12 protein-coding genes are annotated in these 13,702 nt (G+C 60.3%); 6 read left to right on the top strand and 6 right to left on the bottom strand.

The window, feature by feature from the left end:
* Window positions 1–81: 81 nt before the first annotated feature.
* Complete coding sequence (locus AC07OG_RS04200) at window positions 82–969, bottom strand: LysR family transcriptional regulator (RefSeq protein WP_495066296.1); 888 nt, start codon at window positions 967–969, stop codon at window positions 82–84.
* 136 nt (window positions 970–1,105) lie between these two features.
* On the opposite strand from AC07OG_RS04200, the gene lysM reads away from it, so the two are divergent.
* The gene (gene lysM / locus AC07OG_RS04195) at window positions 1,106–1,555 is read left to right on the top strand and encodes a peptidoglycan-binding protein LysM (protein ID WP_060544022.1); all 450 of its coding nucleotides are present in this window, start codon (window positions 1,106–1,108) and stop codon (window positions 1,553–1,555) included.
* Window positions 1,556–1,697: 142 nt separating this feature from the next.
* Here the strand turns inward: lysM and yrfG are convergent, their stop codons facing one another.
* On the bottom strand, window positions 1,698–2,360 hold the full coding sequence (gene yrfG / locus AC07OG_RS04190; RefSeq protein ID WP_060544023.1) for a GMP/IMP nucleotidase: 663 nt from the start codon (window positions 2,358–2,360) through the stop codon (window positions 1,698–1,700).
* Window positions 2,361–2,448: 88 nt separating this feature from the next.
* On the opposite strand from yrfG, the gene nudE reads away from it, so the two are divergent.
* Window positions 2,449–3,015, top strand: coding sequence for an ADP compounds hydrolase NudE (gene nudE / locus AC07OG_RS04185; protein ID WP_060544024.1), 567 nt, complete (start codon window positions 2,449–2,451; stop codon window positions 3,013–3,015).
* Complete coding sequence (cysQ, locus tag AC07OG_RS04180) at window positions 3,012–3,839, top strand: 3'(2'),5'-bisphosphate nucleotidase CysQ (RefSeq protein WP_060544025.1); 828 nt, start codon at window positions 3,012–3,014, stop codon at window positions 3,837–3,839. The genes nudE and cysQ overlap by 4 nt, the downstream gene beginning before the upstream one ends.
* Window positions 3,840–3,876: 37 nt before the next feature.
* Here the strand turns inward: cysQ and AC07OG_RS04175 are convergent, their stop codons facing one another.
* The 4 genes from AC07OG_RS04175 to rfbC all read right to left on the bottom strand — a co-directional run bounded on the left by AC07OG_RS04175 (window position 3,877) and on the right by rfbC (window position 8,209).
* Entirely contained in the window at window positions 3,877–4,332 is a 456-nt protein-coding gene (locus AC07OG_RS04175; protein ID WP_060544026.1) for a thioesterase domain-containing protein, read from the bottom strand.
* Window positions 4,333–4,372: 40 nt separating this feature from the next.
* The gene (locus tag AC07OG_RS04170) at window positions 4,373–5,767 is read right to left on the bottom strand and encodes a sigma-54-dependent transcriptional regulator (RefSeq protein ID WP_218424166.1); all 1,395 of its coding nucleotides are present in this window, start codon (window positions 5,765–5,767) and stop codon (window positions 4,373–4,375) included.
* Window positions 5,764–7,572, bottom strand: coding sequence for a sensor histidine kinase (locus AC07OG_RS04165; protein WP_495066295.1), 1,809 nt, complete (start codon window positions 7,570–7,572; stop codon window positions 5,764–5,766). Before AC07OG_RS04165 ends, AC07OG_RS04170 begins: the two co-directional genes overlap by 4 nt.
* A gap of 91 nt (window positions 7,573–7,663) precedes the next feature.
* The gene (rfbC, locus tag AC07OG_RS04160) at window positions 7,664–8,209 is read right to left on the bottom strand and encodes a dTDP-4-dehydrorhamnose 3,5-epimerase (RefSeq protein ID WP_495066294.1); all 546 of its coding nucleotides are present in this window, start codon (window positions 8,207–8,209) and stop codon (window positions 7,664–7,666) included.
* Between the two features lie 177 nt (window positions 8,210–8,386).
* On the opposite strand from rfbC, the gene AC07OG_RS04155 reads away from it, so the two are divergent.
* The 3 genes from AC07OG_RS04155 to aguA all read left to right on the top strand — a co-directional run bounded on the left by AC07OG_RS04155 (window position 8,387) and on the right by aguA (window position 13,521).
* Complete coding sequence (locus tag AC07OG_RS04155; RefSeq protein WP_495066293.1) at window positions 8,387–11,299, top strand: aminotransferase; 2,913 nt, start codon at window positions 8,387–8,389, stop codon at window positions 11,297–11,299.
* Window positions 11,300–11,530: 231 nt separating this feature from the next.
* The gene (aguB, locus tag AC07OG_RS04150) at window positions 11,531–12,409 is read left to right on the top strand and encodes an N-carbamoylputrescine amidase (RefSeq protein ID WP_218424170.1); all 879 of its coding nucleotides are present in this window, start codon (window positions 11,531–11,533) and stop codon (window positions 12,407–12,409) included.
* A 5-nt stretch (window positions 12,410–12,414) separates the two neighbouring features.
* Complete coding sequence (gene aguA, locus AC07OG_RS04145; RefSeq protein ID WP_495066292.1) at window positions 12,415–13,521, top strand: agmatine deiminase; 1,107 nt, start codon at window positions 12,415–12,417, stop codon at window positions 13,519–13,521.
* Window positions 13,522–13,702: the final 181 nt, after the last annotated feature.

Genomic DNA, 13,702 nt, shown 5'->3' with positions numbered 1-13,702 from the left:
CGGTTTGATCAGCTTTAAGACTAGGCGCGACAACTTGTCGCGTCTAATCGCTAATACTGATCTACCGATAGATAGCGTCGATCAAGAACAAGGCCGCGATTGCTGATAAATCGCAAAACACGCTTCCGCCAGCGCCGAGCGTGGCGCACTGCGACGCTTGATCAACCCCAGCCGGCCTAGGGTCTGGGCATTTTCGATAGGCTGCAGGCGCAAATGATCAGTCAGGCTTTCCAGGCCGCCATCCAGCGGCATCACGGCGCAACACAAGCCGCCGTGCACAGCTTGTAGCAATTGATGCACAGCGTCGGTTTGCAACAACGGCTGTGGCGTGAGGCCACGGCTGTGGAAGTTATGGTCGATGGACTGGCGGAAGTGCATGCCACTGGTGAGCATGCCCAGCGGCAGTTCGATCAACGCTTCCCAACTCAGCGGCGCCTCGCCGAAGGTGAAGAAACGCTGGTCGTAGAGCAGGCCCATACGGGTTTCGCTGAAAGTCAGAGAGTCAAAACGTTCGGCATCCAGACGTTCCAGGTAAGACACACCGAGGTCCAGGCGGTTGTTCGCCAGCTGTTCGAGAATCTGTTCGGAACTCAGTGCCGAGAGCTCGAAACGCAAATTCGGATGTTCCCCGTGCAGGCGCTGCAGCAGCGGCAACGGATCGAAACTCGACAATGGCACCACGCCCAGCCGTAAGGTCCCGACCAGACTTCCGCGACAGGCCGCCGCTTCAGCGTACAAACCGTCGTAGGCCGCCAGCACGGTGCGCGCCCAGGCCAGCACCCGCTCTCCCGGTGCGGTGAAGCCCTCGAAACGTTGACCGCGATTGACCAACGGCAACTCGAGTTCTTCTTCGAGGCTGCGCAGGCGCATGGACAGGGTCGGCTGGGTGATGTGGCAGCGCGCGGCGGCCTGGCCGAAATGGCGGGTTTCGTCGAGCGCGATGAGGAATTTCAGCTGCTTGATGTCCATCTTCGCTCCAGGGTGGGTGAAGGGGAGGATTCTATCGTCCGGGGGGAAGCGGCGTCATTGGTCGGGTTGGGTCCGCAAGTGACGGGTGTGGTCTAGGCTTTTTCATCTGGACACCCAAACCCAAGGAGAGCAAACAATGAGCCTGTTCAGTTTTCTAAAAGAAGCTGGTGAAAAAATCCTCGATGCACTGACGCCGGACAAGGCCGAAGCCAATAGCGAGGCGCTGACCAAGCATGTGCAGAGCGCCTTGACGGGCATCGACACCTCCAAGGTCCAGGTGAAAGTCGAGGGCGACAAAATCATTGCCACGGGCGAAGCTTCAAGCCAGGAAGAAAAGGAAAAGATTCTTTTGGCACTTGGCAACGTGGCGGGTATCAGCGGTGTTGATGACCAGATCACTGTGACCGGGCCGGTGGCAGCGCCAGCGAAGTTCGTCACGGTCGAGAAAGGCGACACTCTCAGTGCCATTTCCAAGCGCGTCTATGGTGATCCAAACAAGTATCAAAAAATCTTCGAAGCCAACAAGCCGATGCTCAAGGACCCGAACAAGATCTATCCGGGGCAGTCGTTAAGGATTCCTGAGTAGGCCTTAAGTCCGTGTGATGGCCTTCGTCGGAACGCCGCCCGGACCATGCCACGCTCCCACAGCATCTGAGTCGTTCACTAATCAATCGCACGACACAAATCCTGTGGGAGCGTGGCTTGCCCGCGATGCAGGCGCCCCAGTCTCAAAGCCCGGTAATCAAATCCCGATAATCCTCAACCGCGGCAAATTCGCCTGTGTCCTTCGGCCCCTTGCGGCTGTCCGGCTCTTTCACGGCCAACAAATGCGCCACACCAAAGTCCCGCGCACTGCGCAGGATCGGCAAGGTGTCGTCGATAAACAGACTACGTGACGGGTCGAAATCGATATCGGCTTGCAGCGCATCCCAGAACTGCGGATTTTCCTTGGGGAAGCCGTAGTCGTGGGAGCTGATCAACCGCTCGAAATACGGCGCCAGCTCGATTTTTTCCAGCTTCAGCGACAGCGAGTCGCGGTGCGCGTTGGTGATCAGTACCACGCGCTTGCCGGCTTGTTTTATCGCCGCCAGAAAGGTGTCCGCATCAGGACGCAGAGCGATCAGATGAGCGGTTTCCAGTTTGAGCTCTCGCACCGGCAGCTTCAGCTCGGCGCTCCAGAAATCCAGGCAGTACCACTGCAACTGTCCGGCATTGCGTTCGAACAATGGCTGCAGCTCCTGTTCGGCAATGGCCCGGTCTATACCGTGCAGCTCGGCGTAACGCTGGGGCAGGTGTTCCAGCCAGAAGTGATTGTCGAAATGCAGGTCCAGCAGCGTGCCGTCCATATCCAGCAGAACGGTATCGATAGCGGACCAGGGTAGTGAAGGCATGGCAACGTCTCGGACGGTAGAAAGATATCTGACATAAACAATAGGGAAAGCCGCGTTATAGTAGCGCGTTCACGCCAAGGAGCTTTGCATGCGCCAGAAACCCACCATACTCGCCCGCGAAATTGTCGCCACCAGTCGATTGTTCTGTGTGGAAGAGCTGAAGTTGCGCTTTTCCAATGGCGTGGAACGCACGTATGAGCGATTGGTCGGCAAAGGTGCCGGGTATGGCGCGGTCATGATCGTGGCAATGCTGGATGCCGATCATGCGGTGCTTGTCGAGGAATATTGCGCCGGTACGGATGAGTACGAGATGTCCTTGCCCAAGGGCCTGATCGAACCGGGTGAAGACGTATTGGCCGCCGCCGAACGTGAGCTCAAGGAAGAGGCAGGCTTCGGTGCCCGGCAACTTGAACACTTGACCGAACTATCGCTGTCGCCCGGCTATATGAGCCAGAAAATTCAGGTAGTCCTGGCCATGGACCTCTATGAAGAGCGTCTGGAAGGCGACGAGCCAGAGCCTATGGGCGTGAGCAAAGTCAGTCTGCGTGAGCTGTCGGCGCTGGCGCAAAACCCACAGTTCAGCGAGGGCCGTGCCTTGGCGGCGCTGTATCTGGCCCGTGACCTGCTGACTCAGCGTGGGGTGTTTCTGCCATGACTTTCACTCACCCGTTGATGGCGCCCGTGGTTGAGCTGGCGTTGAAGGCCGGCGAAGCGATCCTGCCGTTCTGGCGTACCGGTACAGCGGTGACGGCCAAATCGGATGACTCGCCTGTCACTGCGGCGGACCTGGCTGCCCATCATCTGATTCTGGCCGGCTTGACGGCGCTGGACCCGAGCATTGCGGTGCTGTCCGAAGAAGACGCCAACATCCCCCAGAGCGTGCGTGCTGGATGGCAGCGCTGGTGGCTGGTCGATCCACTTGATGGCACCAAGGAGTTCATATCTGGCAGTGAGGAATTCACCGTCAATATTGCCCTGATCGAAAACGGCCAAGTGGTATTCGGCGTGGTGTCGATGCCGACCAATGGGCGCTTCTATGTCGGTGGAGCCGGGCTCGGTGCGTGGCGTGGCGATCAAGGTGGTACACCGGTAACTATTCAGGTGCGGCATGCCTTGGCACCCGGCCAGGCGTTTACCGTGGTTGCCAGCCGCCGCCATTCCAGTGAGCAGCAGGAGCGTTTGCTGGCGGGGTTGAGTGCAAGCCTTGGAGAGCTGCAACTGGCTAATATCGGCAGCTCGCTGAAGTTTTGTTTGTTGGCTGAAGGCGAAGCGGATTGTTATCCGCGTTTGGCGCCGACTTCGCAGTGGGACACGGCGGCGGCGCAAGGTGTGCTGGAAGGCGCGGGCGGGGAGGTGCTGGATTTGAGCGGCGCGCCGTTCTGTTACCCGGCGCGGGAGTCGTTGTTGAATGAGTTCTTTTTGGCGTTGCCGGCGAAGGCCGCGTGGCGGGAGAAACTATTGGCGCTCGCCAACTCGTAGGAGCCAGCAAGCTGGCTCCTACGGCGACCATTGCCTATCAGCGGTGCAGCACGTATTGCCCGGTAAACAGCACCGCATACTCATCACTCCCCGCATTCACCACCCGTGTAGCCAGCGTCAACCGCGCCCGACCATAACGCTGGTACATGGTCAGAAACTTCTTCCACGCCGCCGCACTCGGCGCCTGACAAATGGCTGTGGCATCACTCGTCACGGGTAGGGGATAGCTGATCTGCCCTTCCTGAATCACGATGTGCCCGTCTTCGATGCCTTCCTCTTTCAGGCGCAAATGCAACCAGCCCCAGCCGACCAGCACCGCAGCGCAATACAGGCTGCCACCGAACATGGTGCTCTTGTGGTTGACGTTGGCTTCCAGCGGCAGCTGCAGGCGCAGTTGCTGGTCGTGCCAGTCGAGCACTTTGAGGCCCATGTCCCGTGTCAGAGGGATGTCGTGATGAAGAACCGATTCCAGTTGACGGCTTTCGCGGGTCATTGCGTGGCCTCTTGTTTGAAGTGAGGGATTGGACGGTGGCTCATTCGTGCTCGTCGGCGTGGGTGGAAGTGCCGCTGTCGGCGAAACTCAAGCCATGCTTGCGCAGTTTGTCATGCAGGGTCTTGCGCGGAATGCCCAGGGCTTCGGCGACGCTGCGCACGGAGCTGTGAAAGCGCGCCAGTTCGGCCGCAATCAGGCTTTTTTCGAAGTTTTCCACTTGCTCACTCAACCCGCCGCTGATCATTTCGACCGCAGTGCCGACAGCATCGTCGGGCGCGTTGTTATCCAGGGCCAGTTCCAGCCCCAGGGCGAATCGTTCGGCGGCGTTTTGCAGTTCGCGCACGTTACCGGGCCAGGTGTGGCGCAGTAACAAGGCGCGCTGTCCCGGCTGCAGTTCATGGGGCGGCAGGCCGTGGCGGGTGCTGGCCTCATCGGCGAAATGCTGGAACATCATCAACGCATCTTCGCCACGCTCGCGTAGCGGCGGAATTCGCAGGGGCGCGACATTCAGGCGGTAGTACAAGTCGGCACGGAAGCGCCCCTGATCGGCGGCCTGGCGCAGGTCTTCCTTGGTCGCCGCGATGATACGCAAGTCCAGCGGGATCAGTTGGTTGCCACCCAGGCGCTCGACTACCCGCTCCTGGAGCAGACGCAGCAATTTGACCTGCACATCGAGGCTCATGCTTTCGATTTCATCCAGGAACAGCGTGCCGCCGTTGGCGAATTCGAACTTGCCGATGCGGCGCTTCTGCGCACCGGTAAATGCGCCGGGTTCGTGGCCGAAAAGCTCACTTTCAACTACCGATTCGGCCAGTGCGCCAGCGTTGATCGCCACGAACGGCCCGTTGCGTCGGTTGGATAAATCGTGCAGGGCCCGCGCCACTACTTCTTTACCGGCGCCGGTCTCTCCGAGAATCAGCACATCGGCCTTGGTTGCCGCCAACGCGCCGATCTGTTCGCGCAGGCGCAGCATCGGCGCCGATTGCCCGACCAGGCGCGTGCTCAACTCCTGGCGATCGCTCAATGCGAGCCGCAAGCTGCGGTTATCCAGCACCAGGCGGCGCAGCGCCAGGGCGCGGCGCACACTGTCGAGCAGGGCATCGCTGGCGAAGGGTTTTTCCAGAAAATCATAGGCTCCGGCGCGCATGGCTTGCACCGCCAACGGCACATCGCCGTGTCCGGTGATCAGCAACACCGGCAGGTCGGGGTCCTGGGCATGCAGCTCGGTCAGCAGTTCGAGGCCGTCCATACCGGGCATGCGGATGTCACTGACCACCACGCCCGGCCAGTCGCGCTCCAGTTGCGCGGCCAGGCCCTTGGCTTCGGCCAACGGCAAGATTTTCAGGCCGGCCAGATCCAGGGTCTGGCTCAGCGCCTGGCGCAGATGGGGATCGTCGTCGATCAACACGACCTGAATACGGTTGTCGATGGTCATGCACTTCGGTCCTCGGGCGGTTGCAGGCTCACGCCCGGTGCACCAGCGCGCAGCTTGAGAGTAATCAACGCGCCACCTTCCTTGTGGTTGGCGAACGACAGTTCACCACCGAAGGCGCGCATCAGGGTTTCGCAAATCGCCAGGCCCAGGCCAAGGCCTTGTGTACGGGTCTTGGTGGTGTAGAAAGGCTCGCTGGCGCGGGCAAGGGCTTCCATGCAGAAACCCGGGCCATTGTCGCGAATGTACAGGTTGACGCCATCGGCGCTGGATTGGGCACTTAGCCAGAGTTTACGTGGCGGGCCTTTTTCCGTCAGGGCATCAAGGGCGTTGGCCAGCAGATTGCCGAGCACCTGGCGCAGGCGCGTTTCTCCCGCTTCGACCCACAGGGTGGCGGCGGGCAAATCGCGGATGAGCTCAACCTCCATACTGCGCCGACGTTTGGCCAGCAGGGCCAGTGCATCGTCCAGCGCCGGCTGCAGGGCCACGCTTTCCGGGGCATGGCGATCGCGCCGGGCGAAGGCGCGCAGGTGGGCAATGATCGAAGCCATGCGCCCGGTCAATTCGCTGATCAGCTTGAGGTTGCCCCGGGCATCATCGGTGCGTTGGTGATCGAGCAGTACCTCGGCGTTTTCCGCGTAGCTGCGAATCGCCGCCAGCGGCTGATTGAGTTCATGGCTGATGCTCGCCGACATCGTCCCCAATGCCGACAATTTACCCGCCTGCACCAGATCATCCTGGGCGCGTACCAGTTCCTGTTGAGCCTGTTCGCGCTCCAGCACCTCTTGTTTCAAGCGCCGGTTCAGGCCTTCGAGATCGCTGGTGCGCTCGGCGACCCGGGCCTCCAGTTCGCGACGGGCCTTGGCTTCGAAGGCGATGCGCTCAAGGTAATGGCGACGGCGCTGCATCATCAGGCCCAGGAGCAGCATCAACACCAGCAGAGTGGCGCCACCGACGGCGACCACTGTGCGTACCGGGCGGTCAATCAACGTACGCGGGGCGAGGATACTGACGTTCCAGCCGGTCTCGGCGATTGGCTGGGTCTGGGTCAGCCAGGCATTGGGGTTGAGCTTGAGCGGCTTGGGATCGCGGGTTGGGTAAGGTTGAATCGCAGTAATGGCTTTGCTTTCTTCTTCGTTCAGCGCGCGGGTCGAACGGAACCGCCACTCAGGCCGCGACGTCAGGATGACCACGCCGTTGTGGTCGGTCAGCAGCAGTTGTTCCGGGGTTTTGCCCCAGAGGCTTTCGGTGTGGTCGAGGTCTACCTTGACCACCAGCACCCCAACGATTTTCTCGCCGTCACGCACGCCTGCAGCAAAGAAATAGCCGCGCTTGGCAGAGGTGGTGCCCAAGCCGAAAAAGCGTCCGAGCCGCCCGGCCATGGCTTCGCTGAAGTACGGCCGGAACGAAAAATTGCGCCCGACGAAACTGTCGTGCTTGTCCCAGTTGGAAGCGGCCAGGGTTTTGCCGCTGGCGTCCATCAGGTACATGACTTCGGCGCCGGTCTGGGTGCTGATGTTTTTCAGCAGGCGGTTGGCATTGCCCTGGGTGACGCCATCGTCCGGTGCGCCGATGACGGCCTGCAGGGCCGGCAGATCGCCGAGGATCTGCGGTAATACCTCATAGCGATGCAGGGTACCCAGAAGGTTGGCGACGTAGAGATCGAGGGTCTGCCGATTCTGGCTGGCCAGTTCGCTGCGGTAGTAGCGCTCGGCGAGATGTTCCAGCGGCCACAGCAGAGGTGCCAGGCACAGTGCAAGAAGGGCCAGGCTGCGCCAGCGGGGTCTGGGAGGAAGGGTCGCAGTCATGAGCATCGGGCGCCTGTGGGTACAGGCGCATTATGCCTAGGCTTGCGCGTACCGTCTGCGCGGTAAGCGACGCGAAGTTCTTTGCCCGGCTTCAGGGGAAGACATCGGCATCCTTGAAGAACGTTGCGGCCTGATCCTTGGCCGATAGTTGCGGTGTCTGCGCAAGCTGCCAGTCGATGGCCAGGTCCGGGTCGTCCCAGCGGATGCTGCGCTCGGCGGACGGGTTGTAATAATCCGTCGTTTTATAAAGAAACTCGGCTGACTCGCTGAGCACCACGAAACCGTGGGCGAAGCCTTCCGGCACCCAGAGTTGGCGATGGTTGTCGGCAGACAGGCGTACTGCTACCCATTTGCCAAAATTCGGCGAGCTGCGACGAAGGTCCACGGCGACGTCGAGTACTTCGCCGTGGGTGACGCGAACCAGTTTGCCTTGGGTGTTTTCCAGCTGGTAGTGCAGGCCGCGCAAAACACCTTTTTGCGAGCGGGAATGGTTGTCCTGGACGAACTGAATGCTTTCCCCGGTGGCTTGTTCGAAAGCCTTCGCGTTGAAACTTTCGTAGAAGAAACCACGTTCGTCACCAAAGACCCTGGGTTCAAGGATCAGAACACCGGGCAGGTCGGTGGTCACTACATTCATGGTCTGTCTCCGGCAATGGGCTTTGATGGCGCACATTCTTGCGCAAAGTGCCGGCCGGGGCGAGAGACATGTGCAGTCAATTGCCGGCACAAGCGACCAGTACCGGCTCCCGGGGGCTTGCGTATCGTCCAAAGCAATGGCGATATAGGCGTCTAATGAAATTTCAGGGGTCGTTGTATGTCGCTTGCCACGTTGATTCATCGCGCCAGTTTGCCCAGCCCGCAGGTGTCTGCGGAGCAAGCGCTTGAGCTGTTGGAGGAACATTACGGGCTCAGCGGAAAATTACAGGCCCTTGGCAGCCAGCAAGACCTGAACTATCGCGTCGACAGCGATCAAGGGCATTTCGTCCTGAAAATCTGCAGGGGCGACTATGCGACGCTGGAGTTGCAAGCCCAGCACGCGGGGCTCAGGCATTTGGGCGAGCACCCGGATGTACACGTACCGCGAGTGATCCCGGCAAAAAACGGCGCAGACCTGCTGTCCCTGGACGTTGGTGGTGATGCGGTGCATGTGCGCCTGCTCGATTACATCGAAGGCCAGCCCCTGACGAGCCTCGAGTATTTCAATCCTGCCGTGGTGGCCGGTTTCGGTCGGTTGTGCGGCGAGATGGATCTGGCACTGGCTGATTTCGATCATCCGGGGCTGGTGCGAACGCTGCAGTGGGACGCTCGCCACGCCCATGCGCTGATCGCGCATTTGTTGCCCGTGATCAAGGATGAAACCTTGCGTCGACTGATTGTCGAAGCATCCGAACAGGCCGAGCGCCATTTGCAGCCGCTGGAAGACAAGCTGCCGGTGCAGGCCATCCACATGGATATCACCGATGACAACGTGGTGTGGCAACGTGATGCGCAGCGCCACTGGCAATTGCAGGGGGTCATCGATTTCGGCGATCTGGTGCGTACCTGGCGTATCACCGATCTGTCGGTGACCTGCGCTGCGCTGCTGCATCACGGCGAAGGCAATCCGTTGTGCATTCTGCCGGCGATCCAGGCCTATCACGCGGTCAACCCGTTGCAACGTGAAGAACTGCTGGCGCTCTGGCCGTTGATCGTGGCCCGGGCGGCGGTGTTGGTGCTCAGCGGTGAACAGCAGGTCAGCATCGATCCGGGCAATGCCTACAGCCGCGACAATCTGGTCCACGAGTGGGAGATCTTCCGCGTCGCCACCTCGGTGCCGTTGGCTTTGATGGAGGCTGCGATTCTGACGTCGGTCGGCGAGAACCTGCCAGTCATCAACAGTGAAGGTTTCGCGCCGCTGCTGCCCAATCTGGTGGGGCGCGAGTTTGCCTTGATTGACCTGGGCGTGCTCAGCCCGCATTTCGAAGCCGGTAACTGGGAGCAGCAAGGCATCGATCAACGCCTGTTGAGCGAAGCGGCAGCGGCGCATGGTCTGGCAGCCAGTCGCTACGGGCAATATCGCTTGTCCAGGACCCGGCCGGACAGCGCCATTGAACCCGACACTTGCCCGTTGCACGTTGAGTTGCACGTACCCCAGGGCACACCGGTCGAAGCGCCGTTTGCCGGGGTGGTGCATTTGTCGGCAACGGGGTTGTTGCAACTCGACGGCCCGCAACTGAGTCTGCGCCTGTGGGGTGTCACACCGTCGCTGCACAGCGGCGCGGCGCTGGTTAAAGGCCAAGTGCTGGGTTCTGTCAGCGGGCCGCTGTTGGTGCAGTTGTGCCGGGGGGCTTCTATCGATGCGCCGTTGTTCTGTGCGCCGTCGCGTGCGGCAGCCTGGCAAGCGCTGTGTCCATCGCCGGCAGCGCTGCTGGGGCTGGCCTGTGACGCGGAGCCCGAACTCGATGGGCCGACTTTGCTGGCCCGCCGCGACGCCAGTTTCGCCCGCACGCAAAAACACTATTACGTCGACCCGCCGCGCATCGAGCGTGGCTGGCGCAATCATTTGATCGACATGCAGGGCCGCTCCTATCTCGACATGCTCAACAACGTCGCGGTATTGGGCCATGGCCATCCGCGCATGGCGGCGGTCGCCAGCCGGCAGTGGTCACTGCTCAACACCAACTCGCGTTTCAACTACGCGGCGGTGGCCGAGTTCTCCGAGCGCCTGCTGAAATTGTCACCGGACGGCATGGATCGGGTGTTCCTGGTCAATAGCGGCAGCGAGGCCAACGACCTGGCGATTCGCCTGGCATGGGCCTACAGCGGCGGCCGCGACATGCTCAGCGTGCTGGAGGCCTACCACGGCTGGACGGTAGGCGCCGACGCGGTCTCGACCTCTATTGCAGACAACCCCAAGGCCTTGAGCAGCCGCCCGGACTGGGTGCATCCGGTGACTGCGCCAAACACCTATCGAGGCGAGTTCCGTGGCCCGGACAGTACGCCGGACTACGTGCGCAGCGTCGAACACAAGCTGGCGAAAATCGCCGGGCAGAATCGTCAACTGGCTGGCTTCATTTGCGAGCCGGTGTACGGTAATGCCGGTGGTATCTCGCTGCCACCGGGTTATCTGCAGCAAGTCTATGGGTTGGTGCGTGACCGTGGCGGTGTGTGCATCGCTGACGAAATACAGGTCGGTTATGGACGCATGGGCGACTTCTTCTGGGGCTTCGAAGAGCAGGGCGTGGTGCCGGACATCATCACCATGGCCAAGGGCATGGGTAACGGCCAGCCGTTGGGCGCGGTGATTACCCGCCGGGAAATTGCCGAAGCGCTCGAGGCCGAGGGCTACTTCTTCTCGTCCGCCGGCGGCAGTCCGGTCAGTTGCCAGATCGGCATGGCGGTGCTGGATGTGATGGAAGAGGAAAAGCTTTGGGAAAACGCCCAGGTCGTCGGCGGGCATTTCAAACAGCGGTTGGAAGCACTGATCGATATTCATCCGTTAGTGGGTGCGGTCCACGGCTCCGGTTTCTATCTGGGCGTCGAATTGATCCGCAACCGAGAAACCCTGGAGCCGGCGACCGAAGAAACCACGGCGCTGTGCGAGCGCTTGCGTGAACTGGGGATCTTCATGCAACCGACCGGCGACTTCTTGAATGTCCTGAAGATCAAGCCGCCGATGGTCACCTCGCGCCAGAGCGTGGATTTCTTTGTCGACATGCTGTCGAAGGTGCTGGCTGAGGGACTCTGATCGATCCGTGTAGGAGCAGCCTGCGACAGCTCCTACACGGATTAAATGCCGATTGTTATCGATAATAAATACTTCGTTTAAGACGTAACGCATTTTATGAGCTTCTAAAGTCGATATTAATCGGTTATAAAGTCGCCGTTGCCCACGGCGTGAATGATCCTGCCCGGGGCTCCCATTTCTGTAATGGATCGATGCCAAGCTCGATTCCAGCGCTTGCCCCGGAGATGTTTCATGACTCGTAACGTTACCGTAGCCGCTACCCAGATGGCCTGTTCCTGGGACCTTGAAGCCAACATCGAGACCGCTGAAAAGCTGGTCCGTGAGGCCGCAGCCAAAGGCGCGCAAATCATCCTGATCCAGGAACTGTTCGAAGCCCCGTACTTCTGCCAGAAGCCGAATCCGGATTACCTGCAGCTGGCCACAACTGTCGAAGACAACGTTGCCATCAGGCACTTCCAGAAAGTCGCCAAAGAGTTGCAAGTCGTGCTGCCGATCAGCTTCTACGAGTTGGCGGGGCGTGCTCGCTTTAACAGCGTCGCGATCATCGATGCCGACGGCAGCAACCTGGGGGTTTATCGCAAGAGCCACATCCCCGACGGCCCTGGCTATCACGAAAAGTACTATTTCAATCCGGGTGATACCGGCTTCAAAGTGTGGAACACCCGGTACGCGAAGATCGGCGTGGGCATCTGCTGGGACCAGTGGTTCCCGGAATGTGCGCGCAGCATGGCCTTGCTGGGGGCGCAGATCCTGTTTTACCCGACCGCCATCGGCAGCGAGCCCCACGACAAGACCATTTCCTCACGGGACCACTGGCAGCGTGTGCAGCAGGGCCATGCCGGTGCCAACCTGATGCCGTTGATCGCCAGCAACCGTATCGGCAACGAAGAGCAGGACGGCTACGACATTACCTTCTACGGCTCGTCATTCATCGCCAACCAGTTCGGCGAGAAAGTTCAGGAGCTCAATAAAACCGAAGAAGGTATTCTGGTGCACACTTTCGACCTCGACGAGCTGGAGCACATCCGCAGCGCGTGGGGTTCGTTCCGCGACCGTCGTCCAGACCTGTACGGCGCTCTGAAAACCCTCGACGGTTCCCTGGAGTCCTGATTGCCATGACCACTTTGAACAGCACCCCTCGCGCCGACGGCTTCTACATGCCAGCCGAGTGGGCACCCCAAACCCAGACCTGGATGATCTGGCCCGAGCGCCCGGACAACTGGCGCCTGGGCGGCAAACCGGCACAAGCCGCTCATGTCGCTGTGGCCAAAGCCATTGCGCGTTTTGAACCGGTGACCGTGGCAGTCTCCGCCGGCCAGTACGAGAACGCTCGTTCCCGCCTGGACGTGCCGAATATCCGCGTGGTGGAAATGTCCAGCGATGACGCCTGGGTCCGGGATACCGGCCCGACGTTCGTCATCAACAACAGCGGTGAAGTCCGTGGTGTGAACTGGGATTTCAACTCCTGGGGCGGTTTCGAAGGCGGTCTGTATTCACCTTGGAACCGTGATTCCCAGGTCGGCGGCAAGATCCTCGAAATCGAGCGCAGCCCGCGCTACTGCACCGAAGGCTTCGTGCTTGAAGGCGGCTCGATTCATGTCGACGGCGAAGGCACCCTGATCACCACCGAAGAGTGTCTGCTCAACCACAATCGCAACCCGCACATGAACCGTGGGGAAATCGAAGCGGTGCTGAGCGCGAATCTGGCTGTGGATAAAGTCATCTGGCTGCCAGACGGGTTGTTCAACGACGAAACCGACGGTCATGTGGATAACTTCTGCTGCTACGTGCGTCCGGGTGAAGTGCTGTTGGCCTGGACCGATGATCCGCAAGACCCGAACTACCCGCGCTGCCAAGCGGCAATGAACGTGCTGCAAAACAGCACCGACGCCAAAGGCCGCCCATTTACGGTGCACAAGATGCCGATTCCGGGTCCGCTGTTTGCAACCGAGGAAGAATGCGCCGGTGTCGATCCGGTGGACGGTACTCAGGAGCGTAATCCGACTGTTCGTCTGGCCGGCTCCTACGTGAACTTCCTGATCGTCAACGGCGGCATCATTGCCCCGAGTTTCGATGACCCGCAGGATGCTCCCGCAAAAGAAATTTTGCAGAACCTGTTCCCGCAGCACGAAGTGGTCATGGTGCCGGGTCGCGAACTGTTACTGGGGGGCGGCAATATTCACTGCCTTACCCAGCAGCAGCCTGCGCCGCACAAAGAGTGAGTGCGGTTGTAACATATTGAGTTGATTGCAAAATCAGTTTGTCAGGCTTTGACTTCATCGCTGATACCGAAAGCCCGCAGTCCTCAAGGATCGCGGGCTTTTTTTTATCCGGCTGGCGACATTTCAGCGACCTTGGCACAGCTCTTGTATCTGCGCATGTGCAAGACGGGGAGGGGAAGGA

The sequence above is a fragment of the Pseudomonas sp. GW821-FHT09H03 genome (genome assembly GCF_059415945.1).
This window is presented reverse-complemented; position numbering and strand designations above follow the sequence as displayed.

Coding starts and splice junctions, on each gene's coding strand:
- rfbC (WP_495066294.1), bottom strand. CDS start 8,209: ATGAATGTAGTGACCACCGACCTGCCCGGTGTTCTGATCCTTGAACCC.
- aguA (WP_495066292.1), top strand. CDS start 12,415: ATGACCACTTTGAACAGCACCCCTCGCGCCGACGGCTTCTACATGCCA.
- AC07OG_RS04165 (WP_495066295.1), bottom strand. CDS start 7,572: ATGACTGCGACCCTTCCTCCCAGACCCCGCTGGCGCAGCCTGGCCCTT.
- AC07OG_RS04175 (WP_060544026.1), bottom strand. CDS start 4,332: ATGACCCGCGAAAGCCGTCAACTGGAATCGGTTCTTCATCACGACATC.
- yrfG (WP_060544023.1), bottom strand. CDS start 2,360: ATGCCTTCACTACCCTGGTCCGCTATCGATACCGTTCTGCTGGATATG.
- AC07OG_RS04170 (WP_218424166.1), bottom strand. CDS start 5,767: ATGACCATCGACAACCGTATTCAGGTCGTGTTGATCGACGACGATCCC.
- lysM (WP_060544022.1), top strand. CDS start 1,106: ATGAGCCTGTTCAGTTTTCTAAAAGAAGCTGGTGAAAAAATCCTCGAT.
- AC07OG_RS04200 (WP_495066296.1), bottom strand. CDS start 969: ATGGACATCAAGCAGCTGAAATTCCTCATCGCGCTCGACGAAACCCGC.
- cysQ (WP_060544025.1), top strand. CDS start 3,012: ATGACTTTCACTCACCCGTTGATGGCGCCCGTGGTTGAGCTGGCGTTG.
- nudE (WP_060544024.1), top strand. CDS start 2,449: ATGCGCCAGAAACCCACCATACTCGCCCGCGAAATTGTCGCCACCAGT.
- aguB (WP_218424170.1), top strand. CDS start 11,531: ATGACTCGTAACGTTACCGTAGCCGCTACCCAGATGGCCTGTTCCTGG.
- AC07OG_RS04155 (WP_495066293.1), top strand. CDS start 8,387: ATGTCGCTTGCCACGTTGATTCATCGCGCCAGTTTGCCCAGCCCGCAG.